Here is a 17,084-nt window from a genome sequence, read left to right as displayed (position 1 = left end):
AATCTTGATATACTACTATTTGAAGTATAAAGACGGGTTGAATTCAGCTTTTGAGGCTAGGACTCACGCACTGAAGTCTGAAACCTAGATCCCCCCTAGCTCCCCTTGCCAAGGGGGTTGGGGGATCTGAGTGCGTAAGTTCTGGAGGCATTAACGCGCAAGTCAGTTGCACAGTAATGGCAGATGAAAAACCTCATAAATAGGGATTTTGAGCTAAGTAACAAATTTTTTCTGAACTTGTTTTCTTAAAAGCGCCTGATTCTATAAATAAAATGTTGATGTAACAATAGCCTTTTTCATTGTTCTGTTTTCTTCAAGCCCTGCGGCTCCTTAGTTGCGTTCTAGCAAGTTTGCAATCGCCCTGACTAACTCCTCTGGCTCTACAGGTTTTGTAATGTGAGTTTGAAATCCTACCTGAAGTGCTCTTTGTTGGTCAATTTCTGTGGTGTAAGCGGTCAGTGCGATCGCCCGAATGGTTCCTCCTTGATTCGGTGAGCGAGATCGAATCTGCTGCATCAGCATATAGCCGTCAATAAAAGCCATGCCTATGTCACTTACTAGCACGTCAAAAGTGAACTGCTCTAGAGCTTGCAAAGCTTCTTCCCCAGAAGCAACGGCTGTCACATTTGCCCCACTTTGTGACAGCACAAATGCCTGAAACTCGCGGGTATCTGGCTCATCATCCACCAGCAAAATTTGAACGCCGTCTAAAGGCACTTCTGCTTGTGTCTGTGTGTGGATTGGCTCGGATGCGATCGATGTTGCCTGCTGCATGAGGGGCAATTGCATGATGAAGGTTGCGCCTTGATTCTCACCCTGACTTTCTGCTGTCACCGTGCCCCCGTGCATTTCTACAATTTGCCGCCCGATCGCTAGCCCCAATCCCAACCCGCCAAATTTGCGTGTCGTTGAGCCGTCTTCTTGCCGAAAAGACTCAAATACATGGGGCAAAAACTGTGGATTGATGCCCTTGCCAGTATCGATTACCCGAATCTGAGCTAGCCCGTCGAGTTGCCGCAGTTCAACGCTCACTTTTCCGCCGTTGGGTGTGAACTTAACCGCATTGGTAAGCAAATTCCACACCACTTGCTGCAAGCGGGCTGCATCGCCATAAATCGGAGCGATCTCAGAGTCAAGATCGAGAGCAATCGCAATATTTTTTGCTTCTGCTGCCAAACGCACCGTTTCAACGGCGGCAGCAATCACAAAGGTCAAACTGACCGGAGCCGCTGTTAAGCTGAGTTTGCCCTGCATGATGCAGGAGATGTCGAGCAAGTCTTCGATTAGTCGCGTCTGTAGATTGGCATTGCGCTCGATAATTTTCAGGGCTTCAACTCTACGGGCTTCGCTCAGTTTGCCGTTTTGTAGTAATTGCGTCCAGCCCAAGATCGGGTTAAGAGGCGATCGCAATTCATGGGACAGCACCGCCAAAAACTCATCTTTGATTCGGTTGGCGCGATCGGCTGCTTCTCTTGCTGCTTGTTCGCGGGTAAGGAGTTGTTCTCGTTCTGTCTGAATGCGTTTTTGCTCAGTGATATTGAGTACAGTGCCAACAAAGCGTTGTGGATTGTCGGCAGCATCAAAGTAAGCCTGTCCTCTGGCCGCAATCCACCGTTCAACCCCATCCTGAATCCCGATCGTGCGATATTCTACGTCATACTTGCCGCTGCTTTTTGGATTCAAAGTCCATTGCACTACCTGTTCTAGTCGTTCGCGATCGTCGGGGTGCAGTCCAGCAAAAAAGACTTCAATGCTGCTCTGGGCTTCTGGTGGTAAGCCAAACATGGCTTTGCAACCCTCATCCCAAATCAATTGATTGGTGATGAGATTCCAGTCCCAGGTGCCTAATTGGGCAGCTTCTAGAGCCATGCGGAAGCGGTTTTCACTGTCGCGCAAGGCTGCTTCGACACGGGCGCGTTCGACTGCCGCCCAAGTACGCTCGGCTACTTCTTCTGCCAAGGAAATCTCGTCTGGTGTCCAAGCTCGCGACCTGGATGTGTGGACTGCCAGCCCCGCTACAAATTCGCCCCCCTTGACCAGGGGTATGCCAATGTAGGCACCGATCTCAATCGCGGCGTAGGCTGCTCGCTGAACTGGGGACAGGTTGGGATCGGCTTGCACATCAGATGCGGACACGGCGCAACCAGTGCGGTAGGCTGCGAGCAGCTTGGGGCCGAACGAATCAATCGGGTAGTTGCCAGCCAGTGCTGCGGCTCCTTCCACATAATCACGCTCAACGACATAATCAGCGCCGCGAACCTCGAAGTACGCTACACGGTTCGCGCCGAGATATTCACCCAGCACACGGCTAGCCGTAGCCTGAATCTCTACTGGATCGGCAAGTGGCCGGAGCGCGTCGGTGAGAGAAACGCGGAAAGCATCAAATTCGGCGGCTCGCCGCAAAATTTCTTCTGAAAGTTTGCGTTCGCTAATATCTTTAAAGACAATGGCAACTTTTCGCGCCTCCAGCTCACCCATACGACAGGCATAGACATCGAACCATCGGTTCATTGCCAGAGAGCCATTTTCAAAGCGAGCAGATTCACCCGTTAGAGCAACTTGACCGTAAATCTGAATCCAATGGTCTTCTAAATCTGGAACTAACTGACGCGCCGTTTTCCCGACTGCTTGTCGAAGTCCTGTTTGTTGCTCAAAGGTGGGATTGATTTCTAAGAAGCGGTAGTCAAGCGGCCTATCATTTTCGTCAAATAGCACTTCAATAATGCAGAAGCCTTCGTCGATCGACTCAAACAGCGTCCGGTAGCGTTCTTCCGATTGACGCAGGGTTGCGGCAGTTTGAATCTGCTCGGTCACATTCTTGAAATAAACGGTGATACCGTTTGGGGCGGGGTAAGTGCGAACCTCGTACCAGCGATCGTGATCCGGGTAAAACGCAGTCATTGAGGCAGCCACACGATCGCACATGGCGCTCCAGTGAATCGGCTCCAACTCATGGCCAATAAGTCCTGGATATGCTTCCCATAAAGTTTTGCCAATTAAGTTCCCTGGCACACGATCAAGCAGCATTTCGGCAGCTTGATTCACATAGGTAAACATCCAGTTCTCATCCAGAGCAAAGAATGCGTCTGTAATACTCTCCAGAATATTTCGGCTCTGCTCCTCGCTTTCACGCAAGGCTTGCTCTACCTGTTTGCGCTCGGTGATGTCTCGCGTCACGCCTGCCACTGCATCTACTGCACCGTTTATGCCCAAAATTGGTACAAAAATGTATTCATAGGTGCGCGTGCCGATTGTGCTAGTGTAAAGCGTTTCATCCTTGAGCGGCTGGCACGTGGCGATCGTCTGTTGAATCTGTTGCTGAAGTCTGGTCGCTAAACCGATTGGATAATCCAGCTCAAAAAAGTTCTTTCCCAAAGCTTCATCCAAAGTTTTTTGCCAAAGATTGAGCAACGGCGGGTTGACATACGTGAACCGTCCCGCCAAATCAAAGGTGTAAATAAAATCGGGAATTGCCGCGACGAGCGCGTCGAACTTCCGCTGTTGCCCTTCAAGTTCGGTGCGGCTCTCGCGTAATGCTGCTTCAGCACGGGCACGTTCAACGGCTGCCCATGTCTGCTCTGCTGTTTCCTCAACTCGTTTCACCTCATCTTCCGTCCACGGACGAGGGTTTGCCTGATGCACCGCCAGCAGCGCGACGAATTGATCGTTCTTGATCAGCGGTACATCAATATGCGCGGCAATATTGATCGTTTGATAACTTGCCTTCTGGCTGACTGTGTATTTGGGGTAGTTCGCTACATCAGGAACGATCGCCGTTCGCCCCGCTCGATGATCGTCTATCAGGTTACGCCCAAAGTCTTCTAGATGGTACAGCCCGCTCAATTCGGCAACGCCGTTCGTGTAGTTTTTATGAACGATGACCTCCTTGCCCCCCAGTAATACTTCAATGTAAATAACGCGGCTTGCGCCTAGAGATTCGCCCAGAACACGGGCAGCGATCGCCTGAATTTCATTAGCATCAGTCAGGGGGCGTAGCGCATTGGTGAGCTTGACGCGAAACGCATCGGCTTGGGCAGCTTGACGCAAGGCATCTGTTGATGTGCTAATCGGCAGCAGATCGGATTCTAGCTGCGTTTTTTCTGGCTGCTGGGCTTGTCCGAGTTCTGTCAACAGGATCTGCACAGCCGTTTTTAGGCTGTCCGACCAGGTTTCGACAGCCCCCAGTGGTGTTTGCGACCAATCGAGCGATCTCAACAATGCACTTATCTCGCCGCCACTAACAAAGAGGTTTTCAGCCCAAGCCTTGTATTCCTCTGCCTTCATGCGTTCAGATCCTTTGTCGGAAAGTATTTTTCTCAAAGAGACAATCTATCTCAAGACGTAGACTATTTTTTTGCAATTCGGTTGACAATGCTCAATCAAATCTACTTTATTCAAAATTTCATCAATTCATAAGTCTAAGGGACTTCCAAAAATTAAAATATACGGCGGATAGTAATAATAATTATTTTTAGGGGAAAAAGCGGTTGCCTTCTCCTTTGTCATAAGTGCAATCGATAGACAAAGTGCTTCCACTCCTCATCAAAGTTTGGAATCCCCCCAGAATATGGGTTTCTTCAGAACAAATCTCACGGATGCCGTATCTCAGATCAACCTTGAGATGGCATTAAGCTTCGACTGAGCAAAAGTGTTGCGAGACATTGGCTCTGGGTATTCCTTAAAATCTAAAGTATTAGCATCACCCAGTAAGTTTTGAAGCGCCTATTTTTCTTACTTGACCTTTTGTTAAGTTCTTTCACTACCCTGGACCCTGGTTTTACCCTGCATACCAAAAAGGTTTCCAAATGGGTCACACATTTGACAAATTGCCTGCTGTCCCTCAATTACTAAGGGGCCTCGATAAAGCCTAGTACCATGCTTTTGGGCATAATCTAATGCTTGCTCAAGGTTGTCTACACGCCAACAGGCTACTTGACCTGCGTTTCCAGGACGCATTTTTTCATCTGCCAGATGGAAAAACATTTCAACGCCGTTGATATCAATGGATGCTCCTCGTATTTCATTTTCTACATAAAAGTAATTCATTGGTATATTTAAAAGCTCGCTGTACCATTGAGCAGCACAAACAACATCATCTACAAAAAAAATATAGCTTGAACACCCTTAAACATATACTACTCGGTTTCTCCTCACCTGCTGAAGCACCCAACGAATCTAGCTTGCTTGCCATTCGCATATGCTCTTTACTGCTATTGTGACTCTTCATTTTTTTTTAGGTTCTAGGGATTCCACCTATTTAGGAAAAAGTGGAATAAACGATTAAGAGTGCTTCTAGCGGGAGCCATGCCACCAAGGCTGGGGCGTTTCGCCGTAGGTTTGGTTGTGACGATGCCACCAGAACCGGGAAAGGTAACTAGGCGTTCGATTTCCTCTGACTGGAAGCCTAAAGCCTGGGGCTGGCGTACACCTGGGAGAACGACTATATCAAATAATTCTTCAACTACACCATCAAAATGTAGCCAATGAAGTGTCTTCCCCGTGTTGATGTCAATCACCATTAACCCAGACTGGGAAGTCTTGCCATCAGCCGTCAGCCTCTCTTCTAGAGGTAGTCCGCTAAAGGTGGGCGATCGCAATTTTGATAGCCCCACAAAGGCGAAGTTTTTCCAAAATGCTAGTCCCCGCACAAACCCAGGGCAGAAGGTAATCGGTACAAATTCCCCATCATCTAGGAATCCAAAGTCTCCCGTTCCTGCATTCAACAGCCACAGCTTTCCTTAATACCAGCGCGGTGAGTGGAGCATGGATAAACCAGTAGCGATAGTGTCGTTGGTTTGCACATCAATCACCACACCCCCGCCTACTTTATGATTACGCCATCCGGCGGCGGTGTCGGTGGTGCTACAGGCAGTGACATACGTCGGTTTGCCGTCGCGCAACCCTAAGCCGTTTAGGTGACAACGGTCTTCCGCCGCCAACTTGGAGATAAACGGCGGTTGCCACAAGGGTACAAAACTGTAGTCGTTGCTGATAGTAGCAAGGCAGCTAAAATCTGTATTGACAAATACAAGATTTTCTGAATCATCTAGTACGACATCGTGGACATTTAAATCGCCAGTGGTGTATGCAGTGCGGGGAATGTAAAGGCGATGTCTAGCGACAAGCCGCTCTGCGTCTACGCTATGCTGATACGTTTGTTTTGGTGAGAGTAAATTATCAAACCGCCAAATTTGATAACGCATACTCACATATATACTGTTATTTGACGCTACAGGTTTACTAACTTGGGAAGCGGTCAGGCAAGCTCCAGAAGGTGGAGTATATGCCTGCGTTCGCACTCTTCTTGAGGTAATCGACCAAGTTATGCAGAACGTCTGGGGAAAAAACTCACATTAGAAGAATTGGAAAGGCTCAAAGCGACTTTCACCCAGTACTTGCTGAACCAGACAATTGATTGGAAAAGTGCGATCGCTTTTATTAAGGCTCACAAAGGTTAAATATTATTTCTGCGAAGGTTACATTACATTTGACAGTTTCCCAAGTTGTCACAAATTTATGCCTTTTTGGACAAGTTAAACTCATGTATTGGTAATCCCGTAACATCAGTATTGAAGGCAAATAAATCACCAGATTCAAAACTTTTGTCGATTTCTCCTTGACTAAGTCCAATCGAAGCAGTGGTGATATAAAGTACTTGTAAATGTTCCCCGCCAAAAGTGCAACTAGTGACAAGTGGTACTCCTAGCTGTAACCGGAAAACCTCTTGACCCTTATGGTTGAAACGAATCACGCACCCTCCATTCCACATAGCTGACCAGATGTATCCTTGGCTATCTATGGTCAACCCATCAGGATAGAAAGACTCACCAGTTAAATCAACAAAAATCCGACGGTTGCTAATATTGCCCGTCACTGCATCAAAGTCATAAGCATAGATTTTTTGTTTAGCGGAATCTGTCAAATAAAATGTTTTTTGCTCCGGACTCCAGCCTAAACCATTGGAAACAGTCAGTCCTGTTTCCATCACGTGTAATGAGCCATCACAGTCATAGCGATAGAGACTAGCTTGTTCTTTGCCGGAAGCAGACATTGAGCCGAACCAAAAGCGACCTTGTATATCGCACTTGCCATCATTGAAACGGTTATCAGGCAAATCTGTTTCTATCTCAACAATTGGGGTGACTGTACCTTTTTGAGTATCGAGGAATGCTAAATTATGGCGCAACGCCATAATTAATCTATTTTTACCTGCAACAGCGATCGCTCCTACTACATCGCCCACATCAAAAAACACATTTTTCCCACTAGCGGGATGAAACTGATGCACCCGATAATTGTAGATATCGACCCAGTAAAGTAATTGTTTGTTAGCATCCCAGACAGGTCCTTCCCCCAAGCGGGCCCTTGCGTTTAAAACGTTTTTGAGTTGATTTTGCACAATCTGACACATATGACATCTCCAAAAAATTTACATGAAGCAGTAGCCAAAGAAAAGACTAATTTCTTTGGCTGAGGGTCAGACAATTTTGGATTTTGGATTTACCTCATAGATAAACCTAATGACGTTGGAACACAACAAATCCTTTGGCTGGAACTATGGGATTAATATATCCGTTAGTGGCAGAGATACTAGATCCAAAGTTGCCTATACTATCTCCTCCGTAGAGTGCAGCATCACTATTAAATATCTCCCGCCATTGACCATCTGCAATTCGGGAATTATTAATGGTGTACCCTGAAGAGAAGGGTTGATTATTCAAACTAGCAACAACTAAAAATTCTTCACTGATATCCCAACGTCGGAAAGCAATAACTCGGTTTATATTGTGGACGTAGAGAATATCAATTAAGTGCGATCGCAATCCGGAATGGTTGCGGCGCAGTTGAATCAGGTCTTGGTAAAATCGGAATAATCTTTGACCATGAGTTTGGCGATCGCCTAACAAATCCTCTCGGTTATTGAGAAAATCGCTGTATCTGTAGGGTCTTTGTGCGCCAATTTCCTCACCCATCAAAAACATTGGCGTACCAGCCGACAAAATAGACACACCAACAGCAAAACGGCAGCGTGCTTCGGCATAGCGTCGAGTTTCTCCAATCAGTGGTGCGCCGTTAACAGCTGCTACAATCGTGCGCTGAGACTCAACTCTATGGCCTCCTGCTTCTGAATAAGCATTACCTGCTTCATCATGAGATTCATGATAAACAACCTTGTTATGACCAGACCATCCCAACGCCCCTGCAAAGTAATCCATCGCTAGGGGTTCATTCGTACCATATCCAGCAGTAGGAATTAATTTGGCATATTCTGTTCCTTGTCTCGCATCACCAATTAAATGATGATAGAAATTGGCATACCAAGCTGCATCAAAGCCCAAACCGCCAACATCAGGTGATTCTGTGACTGCCTCCCAATCAGAATGATCCTCTGCTATCAGCAGCGCATTCGATTGAATTAGCTTCATTGTTCTTGTCCATTCTCTCAGGAATTTAGCACCAAAAATATTGGCATTACCCACAGGTCTACCATCAGCGTGCAATTGGTTGTACAAATGCATTGAAGTTGTCTGATCGACCCGGAACCCATCTACATGAAATTCCTCCATTAAAGTGACTGCACTACTAATGAACATTTTCCGCACCATCTCTTCATAAAACCGGGGTGCGAAACCTGTGGAAAAATTATCAACATAGCCGCCTTCAGGGAAACTTCTGCCGTCTGAGTAGAAATAATCGCTAGAGTTCCCCTCATACCAGTAATAAATATTGTGTTCGGGAATATCTGAGTCGTATGCCCATTGGGCCCGTTCCCCATCGTGATTGTAGTGGTTATATACCACATCTAAAATCACCGCAATTCCATAACGATGGCATTCCCTAATAAAATGCTTCAGTTGATCTCTACCACCCGCACTGTATTCTAAAGCAAAGTAATGAGATGTCTCATAGCCCCAATTTACTTCGTCTCTAAATTCTGACATGGGCAAAAGTTCAACGGCATTAACGCCCAATTCGACTAAGTAGGGGAGTAAAGCGATCGCATCCTCAAAGTTTCCTGGTCTATCCTGACCATACCCTAAAGCGCCTACATGAAGTTCGTAAATTACTAGATCCTCAACCCGCTGGGGAACAGGGCGTTCCAGTGAAAACTCATTACTCCAGAACTCCTCCTCTGGAATAAATTCTAGTTCTGGCCAGACTGGTTCTTGAAAATGTCTAGTTACTGTATCCGGATTTATGACTACAGAACAGCTTTTAGTACCATCCAAATCTTGATAATTTCCTGAAAAAGGTCTGTCCTGTGTATCGCTATATCTATTAGAAAAAGGTTTACCGTCAGGATTGATGTTACCTTTACCAATTTGACAGCGAGAATATAAATCAGTGCGATAAACTACCCTTCCCCCTTCATTGACAATTCTAAACATATAAGGAATATGGTCAAAGCGGGAGAAATCAGCGAGTTCTGGTGATACTGTGACATCTGTTTGCCAAATTCCTTCCTCTGTCCTCAACATAGGAAACGGTCCAAGGTTGGGATCCATACCAAAATCAGGATCTTCTCGAAAAACATCGTCGGCAATATAGCCACTGCTGCGGTTGCCAAACATAACTTCTACATTACGAGCATTTGGCGACCAAACAGCAAACCGTAACCCAGGCTGAGATTGATTAGGAAGATGATATGGTTGTGCGCCAAGTCTGCGACTATAAACTAAATAATAAGCTTCTTGCTGAGGTTGACCGTTGTTAGGCGATTGTAAAGTAAAACTACGGTAGCGATCGCTAGAATTGCGATCGTTAATCTCAGTCGGAATTCCCCACAAATTATTTCCGGCTGGACTATCTAGCATCACACCCCAGCGGAATAACCAACCAACTTGGGAATCATCCAGTTCAACAGTAGTTTGAAAGCAGGGATAGCCATCTTCACCCATGATTTGCTGCATTTGCTGCGATCGCCATTGTTGAGAATAGCGACCGTTTTCATCCCAACTGCCAATTAAACGGGCATTGTTAAAAATTGCTCTTTTAAAACCTGTGAAATAGGTAAACTGAACAGGAATTGTAGCCATAATGGCATCCTTCAGGTAATTAGATTATGGTTTTCAGATCTGTCACCACCACTTTTTGCAAGTTATGCAACATGTATAGGCTGAGTTTTCCGACCTGTTAAATCTGTCTCCAAAGGCGGTGGATTATCTTGATCGACAAAGCCTTGGCTAATTTCCACAATTCTGTCGTCTGGATCAGCTATCCAAACCGAACGCCATCCAGGGATATAGTCATCAAAATTAAGGGGTCCTAAGGTAATTTTTGCATCATTGCCCATCTCTGCCAGCTTAGTTGCAATATCATCGACTTGAAAAGCAAAATGTCGCCATGTAGGGTATTGTGGACCATCCCTATCAGATGGTGAAACAGGAGATTCTCCTTGTGCCTGAAAAATCTCAAGATACATTTCACCCAATTTAATAAAAATTATTTGCTGGTCGCCAACTGGTACGACACGCGATCGCACAAAGCCAAAATGTTTAGTGTAAAATTTTTCTGTTGCGATCGGGTCTTTACAGTTGATTGCCATGTGAGAAAATCTGAGCAAACCCATTATCGCTTCCCCCATAGAATTTAGACTCATATATCAAAGACTTACCCAATATCAAACATGTAAACGATGCTCATCATCGATCAGGTCAGAAACTCTCTCCGCAATCATCACAATACCTGTATGACAGTTTCCTGATGGTACTACAGGCATCACACTGGCATCAGCTACCCTAAGTCCTTCCACACCATAAACGTGCAACTGAGGATCTACGACTGCCATATTATCTAGTCCCATTTTGCAAGAGCCAGCTTGATGATGATAAGAATCAGCCCTGTGCTTGACAAATGCTCGTAGCTGCTCATAAGTTTGCACATCCGATCCTGGCATCAGTTCTTGTTTGACCCAGCGAGAGAAAGCCTTTGTAGCAAATATGTTACGGGCTATTTCCACACTTTGAATTAACCGCTCAAGGTCAGCTTGAGTACTGAGATAATTGGGGTTAACAAGCGGTTTATCTAATGGGTTACTGCTTGCCAACCTAATCCAGCCGCGCGATGTGGGGCGGACAACACCAGGCAAGATACTAATGGCATTGGGATAGTTTTGACCAATAATGATGTCAAAAGGGACGTGAACAAAACCAAGTTGCAAATCTGGGCCAATCCAACCTGGTTCTGACTGACAAAATAACGCACTTTCTGACAAATTCAAGTTAGGTGGTGGTACTGGCTGTGTTGTTTCATAAATTACCCCAGTTAGGACATGATTGTGAAAGTTTTCGCCTACACCTGGCACATCCGCTACTACAGGAATGCCAAACTCTTGCAAGTGACTAGAATTGCCGATACCAGAGAGTAACAACAGCTTAGGAGACTCCAGCGCACCAGCGCAGACAATTACCTCGTAATTAGCATAGGCAGTTTTAATTTCACTGTTATGTATGTACTCCACACCATTACAGCGCCTACCTGCAAACAGCAACTTGGTAGCTTGCGAGTCCGTACTGAGAGTAAGATTAGGTCGCTTCAATACTGGGTTGAGATAAGCATCTGCCATACTATGACGCTTACCGTTCTTGATGTTTATATGATGCCAACCAACCCCTTCCATTTTTGGGCCATTAAAATCTGGTGTATAGGGGTAGCCTAACTCTAAACAAGCATTAATAAATACTTCAGATGTAGGATTCGGATTATGCAGTTTGGCATTGATGACATTAAGTGGCCCACCTTTACCAGCCCACGGACTAGAGTCATCTTCTTGGTTTTCTAACTTTTGAAAGTAGGGCAAAACATCCTGATAAGCCCAGCCGGGACATCCATTATAGGCCCAATTATCGTAATCGGATGTATGCCCCCGGATATGCATCATAATGTATAAATTACTGCTACCACCTGGTATCTTACCCCGTGGTTCATGGGTGATACGCCCCTCCAAACTTGGTTGTGGAACACTGGTATAGTCCCAGTCTATTTCTGAGCCAAGCAACGTAGGCCATATTGAGGGGTTATCGACAGTTGGAGGAATATTAGACCCGCCAGCTTCTAAAACTAGCACCTTAACTGCTGGATTTTCGCTGAGGCGATTGGCAAGAACTGATCCCGCTGAACCAGCCCCGACAACAATGAAATCAAATTCACTCATATAGCCCCTTCTCAAATTGATAGGGTTTTAGTTCAACCTTTGATTAACAAAAGGGTCAAACGGTCTGGTATCATGAAAATTAGCCATGTAAGAAATTTTGCCGTTCTCAAGGCGGAAATAGTTGGCGACGTTTGCCTCAATTGGTACACCAGTAGCGTTGGCAGCTGAAATGTGAGAGACGACGGAAGCCTCATTGCCATCAATGACAACGTGCTGTGGATTGTTTTGGAATTTAGAATAGCCCCTCTGGATACCGCCGATCGCACCGCGCATAATTTCTATTCCCTCAATATGACCTGCTAACTGTTCGTCTACAACAACATTGTCATCAAACAGGGTTAACCAGGTATCCCAATCGCCTGCATTAGCGGACTCGTAGTATTTGTCGATGACTTCTCTCGTGTTCATAGTTGGTAAAGTGCAAATTATCAAAGACTGGGAAACCCCTCCAATGGGGTAAGGGAGTCAACAATATAGGTTTCAATCACAGGCTTTTGGGTAAGTTGCGATCGCTTCACAACCCATCTTTGTGCAGCATCAAAAGCCAAACGTTGACTTTTCGGTGCTGGTGCTTGCCAGCGGCTAGCTTCCCAGCGCACAACTAGTTGAATGTCTGCTCGTTCTGACGTAGTTTTAATATCTAATGCTTGCATCCTATGCACTTCGTCAAAGAAAGTGTGAATTACCCGGTCATACCATGTTTTAAATTCTTCTTGACCATGCAGTGTAGTTTCTGGTAACTGCATCTCTAGGGTCTCATTTGCCAGCATAGGTAGAACTTCTTCAACAGAAGCATGGACATCCAGTTTTAAATACCAATCGTCAACTAATTGTTTTACTTCAGACTCAGTAAGTGGAGTTAAAGTTTTCATCTGTGAATGATGTTGCGATCGCAACAGTAGTGCAAAATTAATTTAGCTCCAAAACTCATCGAACTGCGCGGTGCCATCGCCAAAGATAGCGCCTTTGCCTTCAACCACTTTGCCGTCGCGCCAACGCAGGACATGAACAACATCGATGTCGAGGCGTTTGTTTTCGTCTCCGGCTCGATGCCCAGTATTGTGCCTAATGTCTGCGGAATAGTCTCCGGTAATCAAGACTCTCTCCCAGGACATTTGGAAACTATTGTCGGTGAGGTAGGCCACCTTATCCATAAAAGCGAGGAACTCATCTAAGCCTCTTTTCCAGCCAGATATCTGATTGCTACCTGGCACTAACCATGCCATATCCTCAGCCCAATACTCCTGAATTCTCTGTTTGTCACCAGTACCCAGCACGTCGTATGCTTGTCTTACACGTTCTTCAGTCAGACGAAGCGATCGCTGCCTTTCAGAGGTGGCTATACCAGATCTCATCATCTCCTCAGTCATTAATACTCCACCTTGAACCCCCCAAGCCCCTGACTGCACCTCATCAACTAGGGCATAAGTGTAGGGACGGACAATTTCACCTAGTACTGAGGCTAAACCGTCACTTAAATGTTGAACTATTTCTCCTTTTTGCTCTAGGCTAGCGAAGCCTTCTAAGACGGTGACGCGGATAATAGGCATTTGAACTTCTCCTTTCTAGTGTTTAAGTTGGACGCATACATTAATTTCAGCCAGAACAGTTACAACTTGCTCACTCTTTCTGTCGAAAGACACAAGCAGAGTTAACTGGCTAAACGATCCGGTATAGGTTTGAGAGCGTATGCTGCCCAGAAGAATTGATCGACTGTATGTTGATCGCTTATATAAACTTGAACATCTGCGATTTTGCCGTCCCGGATATGGTAATGGGTGCAGTTTAAAGCATCTAGAACCGCTCCGTTCCTTTCTCCATGACCCCGGTGCACTTCCACCACTGTGTCCTCGCCCCAAGCGTCAATATTAATCAGATCTACTTGGATACCCCCTCTGTTGAGTTCTGCAAAAAAGGCTATTACTTCATCTGCACCATTCTTCGTACCTGAAAGGGGATTGTGGCCAGGCAAACGCCAGACGAGATCGGGAGCAAATATCTCGTTGCGGATAGTGTTCATATCGCCGCGATTAAAGCATTCATACATTCTTTCTACAATTTGTACATTTGGATGGATTGTTCTCTGTGTTGCAACCTGTGTCATCTTTGTACTCCTTATGTAGTAGTTTTATTGATTGCACCGACCTTTGCTTACAAGACAAACTAGATAAACAAATTTTGGGGTTTTTGAATTGAAATACTGGCTAATCACTTATAGTACAAATTTCTCTGCATCCCTGCGTCAGCCCTGATAATCAGTCTTCAACCCGACATGATAGATATTATTGACCGCACTTGATTCCTATCATTTCTGGGTGAACGTCCGCCTCTAAAACTACATCAATGAGAAATGGCCCTTTGTGGGCTAATGCTTTTTGGATAGCAGGCGCAATCTCTTGAGGTTTTTCCACCCTGATGCCTGGAACACCCATAGAATTAGCCATCTCGTCAAAGCGGATCTCTGGTTTAGATAAATCAAAACTCAAAGGATATTCGTGCTGTGGTATATCCCGCTCTTGCCAGTAAGCTTGGATATTCACTTGTAACAACCTATAAGAGCGGTTATTACAGATGACAAATTTGGCATCTATATTGTGACGAGCAGCTGACCAAAGTGCCTGAATTGTGTACATGGCAGCGCCATCACCAGTAAACCCAATTACCATTTTGTCAGGATTGGCCAGTTTGGCTCCAATCGTTCCCGGAATTCCCACACCTAAAGAACCACCACGAGAAAGAAAATAATGCCCTGGTTTTGTGGGAATCAAATAACGCGTCAGATCGGGAGAACAGGTGAGAGCTTCATCGAAGATAATTACATCCTCTGGTAATTGCTTTGCCAGTTCTGCCGCGAAGCGAGAAAAGTGCAACGGTACAGAATCCCAATTTTCTCGATCGGCTTGCAACTCACGCTTATGGTTCTCTTCTTTAGCTTGGGCAATATCAGCAGTTCGCACCTTAGCAGTTTGTTTCTGCTCTGGTGTCATAACTGCTGACAAAACTTTTGCCAGATGAGCAAGTGTCAGTTTTGGATCGCTAACTAGTCCTAAATCAACTGAGTGATTTTTCGCAATCTCATATGCATTTAAATCTATGTGGACAACCTTAGCTCCTGGTGCAAAGATATTGTCCAGTTCCGGGAAAACCTCTGGCAAAAGGTAGGTACCACAAACTAAGTTGACATCGCCTCTAGAGGTGATGGGTCGGCTTTGATAGCCAAACATATGCCCTGTCATACCTTGATACAGAGGATGAGCGTGACTCATGTTCAATTCGCCAGCATCAACTTCCCAGACTTCTGCGCCCAAGAGTTCAGCAACACGGGTCAGTTCATCTTGTGCGCCCGAATAAGCCACTCCATCCCCGACAAAAATCATTGGCTTATGAGCAGATGCCAACATGGTTGCTGCTGTTTTGAGTAACGCTTCATCTGGCAAAACCTTGGTGGATGGGATGGAAGTTGGTCTGACTTCTTCAACTGCGGGAGCATCCAAAATATCTACTGGTAGACAAACATACACAGGCCCCATTGGTGGAGTGGCAGCAATCTTAATAGCCCGTCGCAAAACGCGCAGCAATGAAGATGGCTCCATCACCATTGTTGACCACTTGGTAACTGGCTTGGCAAAAGCTACCAAGTCTCCTGCCATTTGAGCATCCATTGCCTGATATTTGATGCCTGCATCACCACCAATGACTACAAGCGGTGAGTGACCTCGGTATGCTTGGTAAAGTGCGCCGATCGCATTTCCTAAACCAGGGGTACTATGAATTTGCACCAAAGCAGGCTTTTTAGTTGCCCTAGCATAACCATCTGCTGCCATCACCGCAACGGATTCTTGCAATGTCAGAATGTATTTCAGGTCAGGATATTCTCGAATAGCATCCAAAAATCCTTCTTCCGATGTGCCGGGATTACCGAACATATAATGGATGTCATCTGCCAAAAATTGTTCCAGAATTGCAAAGCGGCCTGTTTTGTTAGTCATGGATTTTACCTTCTGCAACCATCAATTGCATACAGTGTTTATTGGGCAGTACCATCCAGATATTTAAAATCCGGCTCTACCAGCCATAGCGCCTGAGTCCTTTTTCTAGGACTTCCACCAACTTCTGACCAGTTAGATAAGAGTCTGGTGTAGAGCGCCCCGTAATAAACGGATAGTCAACAATCACTGATGTTGGCCTGCCGACATTGCCGTGATACTGTCCGTCTGGCCCTGTAGCATCACGGAGTATGTATTCTAGAGGATAGAACGGCGGGCCAAAATTAATATTGTTCAGACATGGGTCGATGTTAGTACCGTTAAATCCCGTACCATCTTTGTAGTCATATTCCAAGCAATGACCAGTGACGTGCTTACCCCAAATAATGCTCTGGCGATCGCCAATGTCACGGGCAAATGCCAGACACGCAACGCCGTAACATTCTGCGGCAACTGGCTTACCCATTTGGTAAAAACTCAGGATGAGATCGTGTACTCTCTGGTTGTCAGCTAAATCAACCATTGGGCCACTACCACCAACAATGAGAATGGCATCGTATGTTTGTAAATCTCTTTGCCGCACTTCATCTATTAGTCTGTAGTATTCCTCCATTTCCCGTAAGAATTTTGGTGAACTCCAGTAAGGTCTTTCTGGGAGCCACTCTCGGAGGTTTTTTGGATTGTTTAACCGTGGATTTTTGGTATCATCCAGTTGTCTGACCTTATCGGCCATCTCTTGGGAAACTACTGGTCTGCCCAAAGGAGGGTCAACAAAAGTTGGATCCATGCTTGCCCCTAGTGCTACAGGCCTTTTACCATTTGGGGTGGCGAAGTCAACTTGATATCCAGCTGCATCAAAGGTTTCTAGGGGGCCTACTAGTTCTTCTCCCCAATAACCCCACTCTGATAGCACAATCAAAATTTTTGTCATCGAATGATCTCCT

The 17,084-nt window shown here is 45.7% G+C and carries 12 protein-coding genes and 1 pseudogene; all 13 read right to left on the bottom strand.

Going from position 1 to position 17,084, the window contains the following annotated elements:
* Positions 1 to 330: 330 nt before the first annotated feature.
* A complete protein-coding gene (locus tag RMY31_RS06605; RefSeq protein ID WP_322665234.1) occupies positions 331 to 4,143 on the bottom strand; it encodes a PAS domain S-box protein in 3,813 nt (1,270 codons plus the stop codon).
* Positions 4,144 to 4,746: 603 nt separating this feature from the next.
* Complete coding sequence (locus tag RMY31_RS06600) at positions 4,747 to 5,109, bottom strand: VOC family protein (RefSeq protein WP_409877504.1); 363 nt, start codon at positions 5,107 to 5,109, stop codon at positions 4,747 to 4,749.
* A 131-nt stretch (positions 5,110 to 5,240) separates the two neighbouring features.
* Positions 5,241 to 6,299, bottom strand: a pseudogene (locus tag RMY31_RS06595) (TIGR03032 family protein).
* 215 nt (positions 6,300 to 6,514) lie between these two features.
* Positions 6,515 to 7,411 carry an SMP-30/gluconolactonase/LRE family protein gene (locus RMY31_RS06590; protein WP_322665238.1) on the bottom strand — a complete coding sequence of 299 codons (897 nt, stop codon included), beginning with the start codon at positions 7,409 to 7,411 and terminating at the stop codon, positions 6,515 to 6,517.
* 106 nt (positions 7,412 to 7,517) lie between these two features.
* On the bottom strand, positions 7,518 to 10,037 hold the full coding sequence (locus RMY31_RS06585; protein WP_322665240.1) for an alpha-amylase family glycosyl hydrolase: 2,520 nt from the start codon (positions 10,035 to 10,037) through the stop codon (positions 7,518 to 7,520).
* 62 nt (positions 10,038 to 10,099) lie between these two features.
* Positions 10,100 to 10,600: a VOC family protein gene (locus RMY31_RS06580; RefSeq protein ID WP_409877501.1), complete on the bottom strand. Its 501-nt coding sequence runs from the start codon at positions 10,598 to 10,600 to the stop codon at positions 10,100 to 10,102.
* A gap of 21 nt (positions 10,601 to 10,621) precedes the next feature.
* A complete protein-coding gene (locus RMY31_RS06575) occupies positions 10,622 to 12,154 on the bottom strand; it encodes a GMC family oxidoreductase (RefSeq protein WP_322665244.1) in 1,533 nt (510 codons plus the stop codon).
* A 27-nt stretch (positions 12,155 to 12,181) separates the two neighbouring features.
* Positions 12,182 to 12,562 carry a nuclear transport factor 2 family protein gene (locus tag RMY31_RS06570; RefSeq protein WP_322665246.1) on the bottom strand — a complete coding sequence of 127 codons (381 nt, stop codon included), beginning with the start codon at positions 12,560 to 12,562 and terminating at the stop codon, positions 12,182 to 12,184.
* 20 nt (positions 12,563 to 12,582) lie between these two features.
* Complete coding sequence (locus RMY31_RS06565) at positions 12,583 to 13,026, bottom strand: hypothetical protein (RefSeq protein WP_322665248.1); 444 nt, start codon at positions 13,024 to 13,026, stop codon at positions 12,583 to 12,585.
* Between the two features lie 42 nt (positions 13,027 to 13,068).
* Positions 13,069 to 13,704, bottom strand: a complete 636-nt coding sequence (locus tag RMY31_RS06560; protein ID WP_322665250.1) for a nuclear transport factor 2 family protein — start codon at positions 13,702 to 13,704, stop codon at positions 13,069 to 13,071.
* 101 nt (positions 13,705 to 13,805) lie between these two features.
* Entirely contained in the window at positions 13,806 to 14,258 is a 453-nt protein-coding gene (locus tag RMY31_RS06555) for a nuclear transport factor 2 family protein (RefSeq protein WP_322665252.1), read from the bottom strand.
* A 178-nt stretch (positions 14,259 to 14,436) separates the two neighbouring features.
* Positions 14,437 to 16,143 carry a thiamine pyrophosphate-binding protein gene (locus tag RMY31_RS06550; protein ID WP_322665255.1) on the bottom strand — a complete coding sequence of 569 codons (1,707 nt, stop codon included), beginning with the start codon at positions 16,141 to 16,143 and terminating at the stop codon, positions 14,437 to 14,439.
* A 76-nt stretch (positions 16,144 to 16,219) separates the two neighbouring features.
* Positions 16,220 to 17,071 carry a type 1 glutamine amidotransferase domain-containing protein gene (locus tag RMY31_RS06545; protein WP_322665259.1) on the bottom strand — a complete coding sequence of 284 codons (852 nt, stop codon included), beginning with the start codon at positions 17,069 to 17,071 and terminating at the stop codon, positions 16,220 to 16,222.
* Positions 17,072 to 17,084: the final 13 nt, after the last annotated feature.

Origin of the sequence: Dendronalium sp. ChiSLP03b, assembly GCF_034531165.2 — a bacterium.
GTDB lineage: Bacteria > Cyanobacteriota > Cyanobacteriia > Cyanobacteriales > Nostocaceae > Dendronalium > Dendronalium minutum.
The sequence above is the reverse complement of the archived record's forward strand: the minus strand, read 5'-3'. Positions and strand labels throughout refer to the sequence as shown.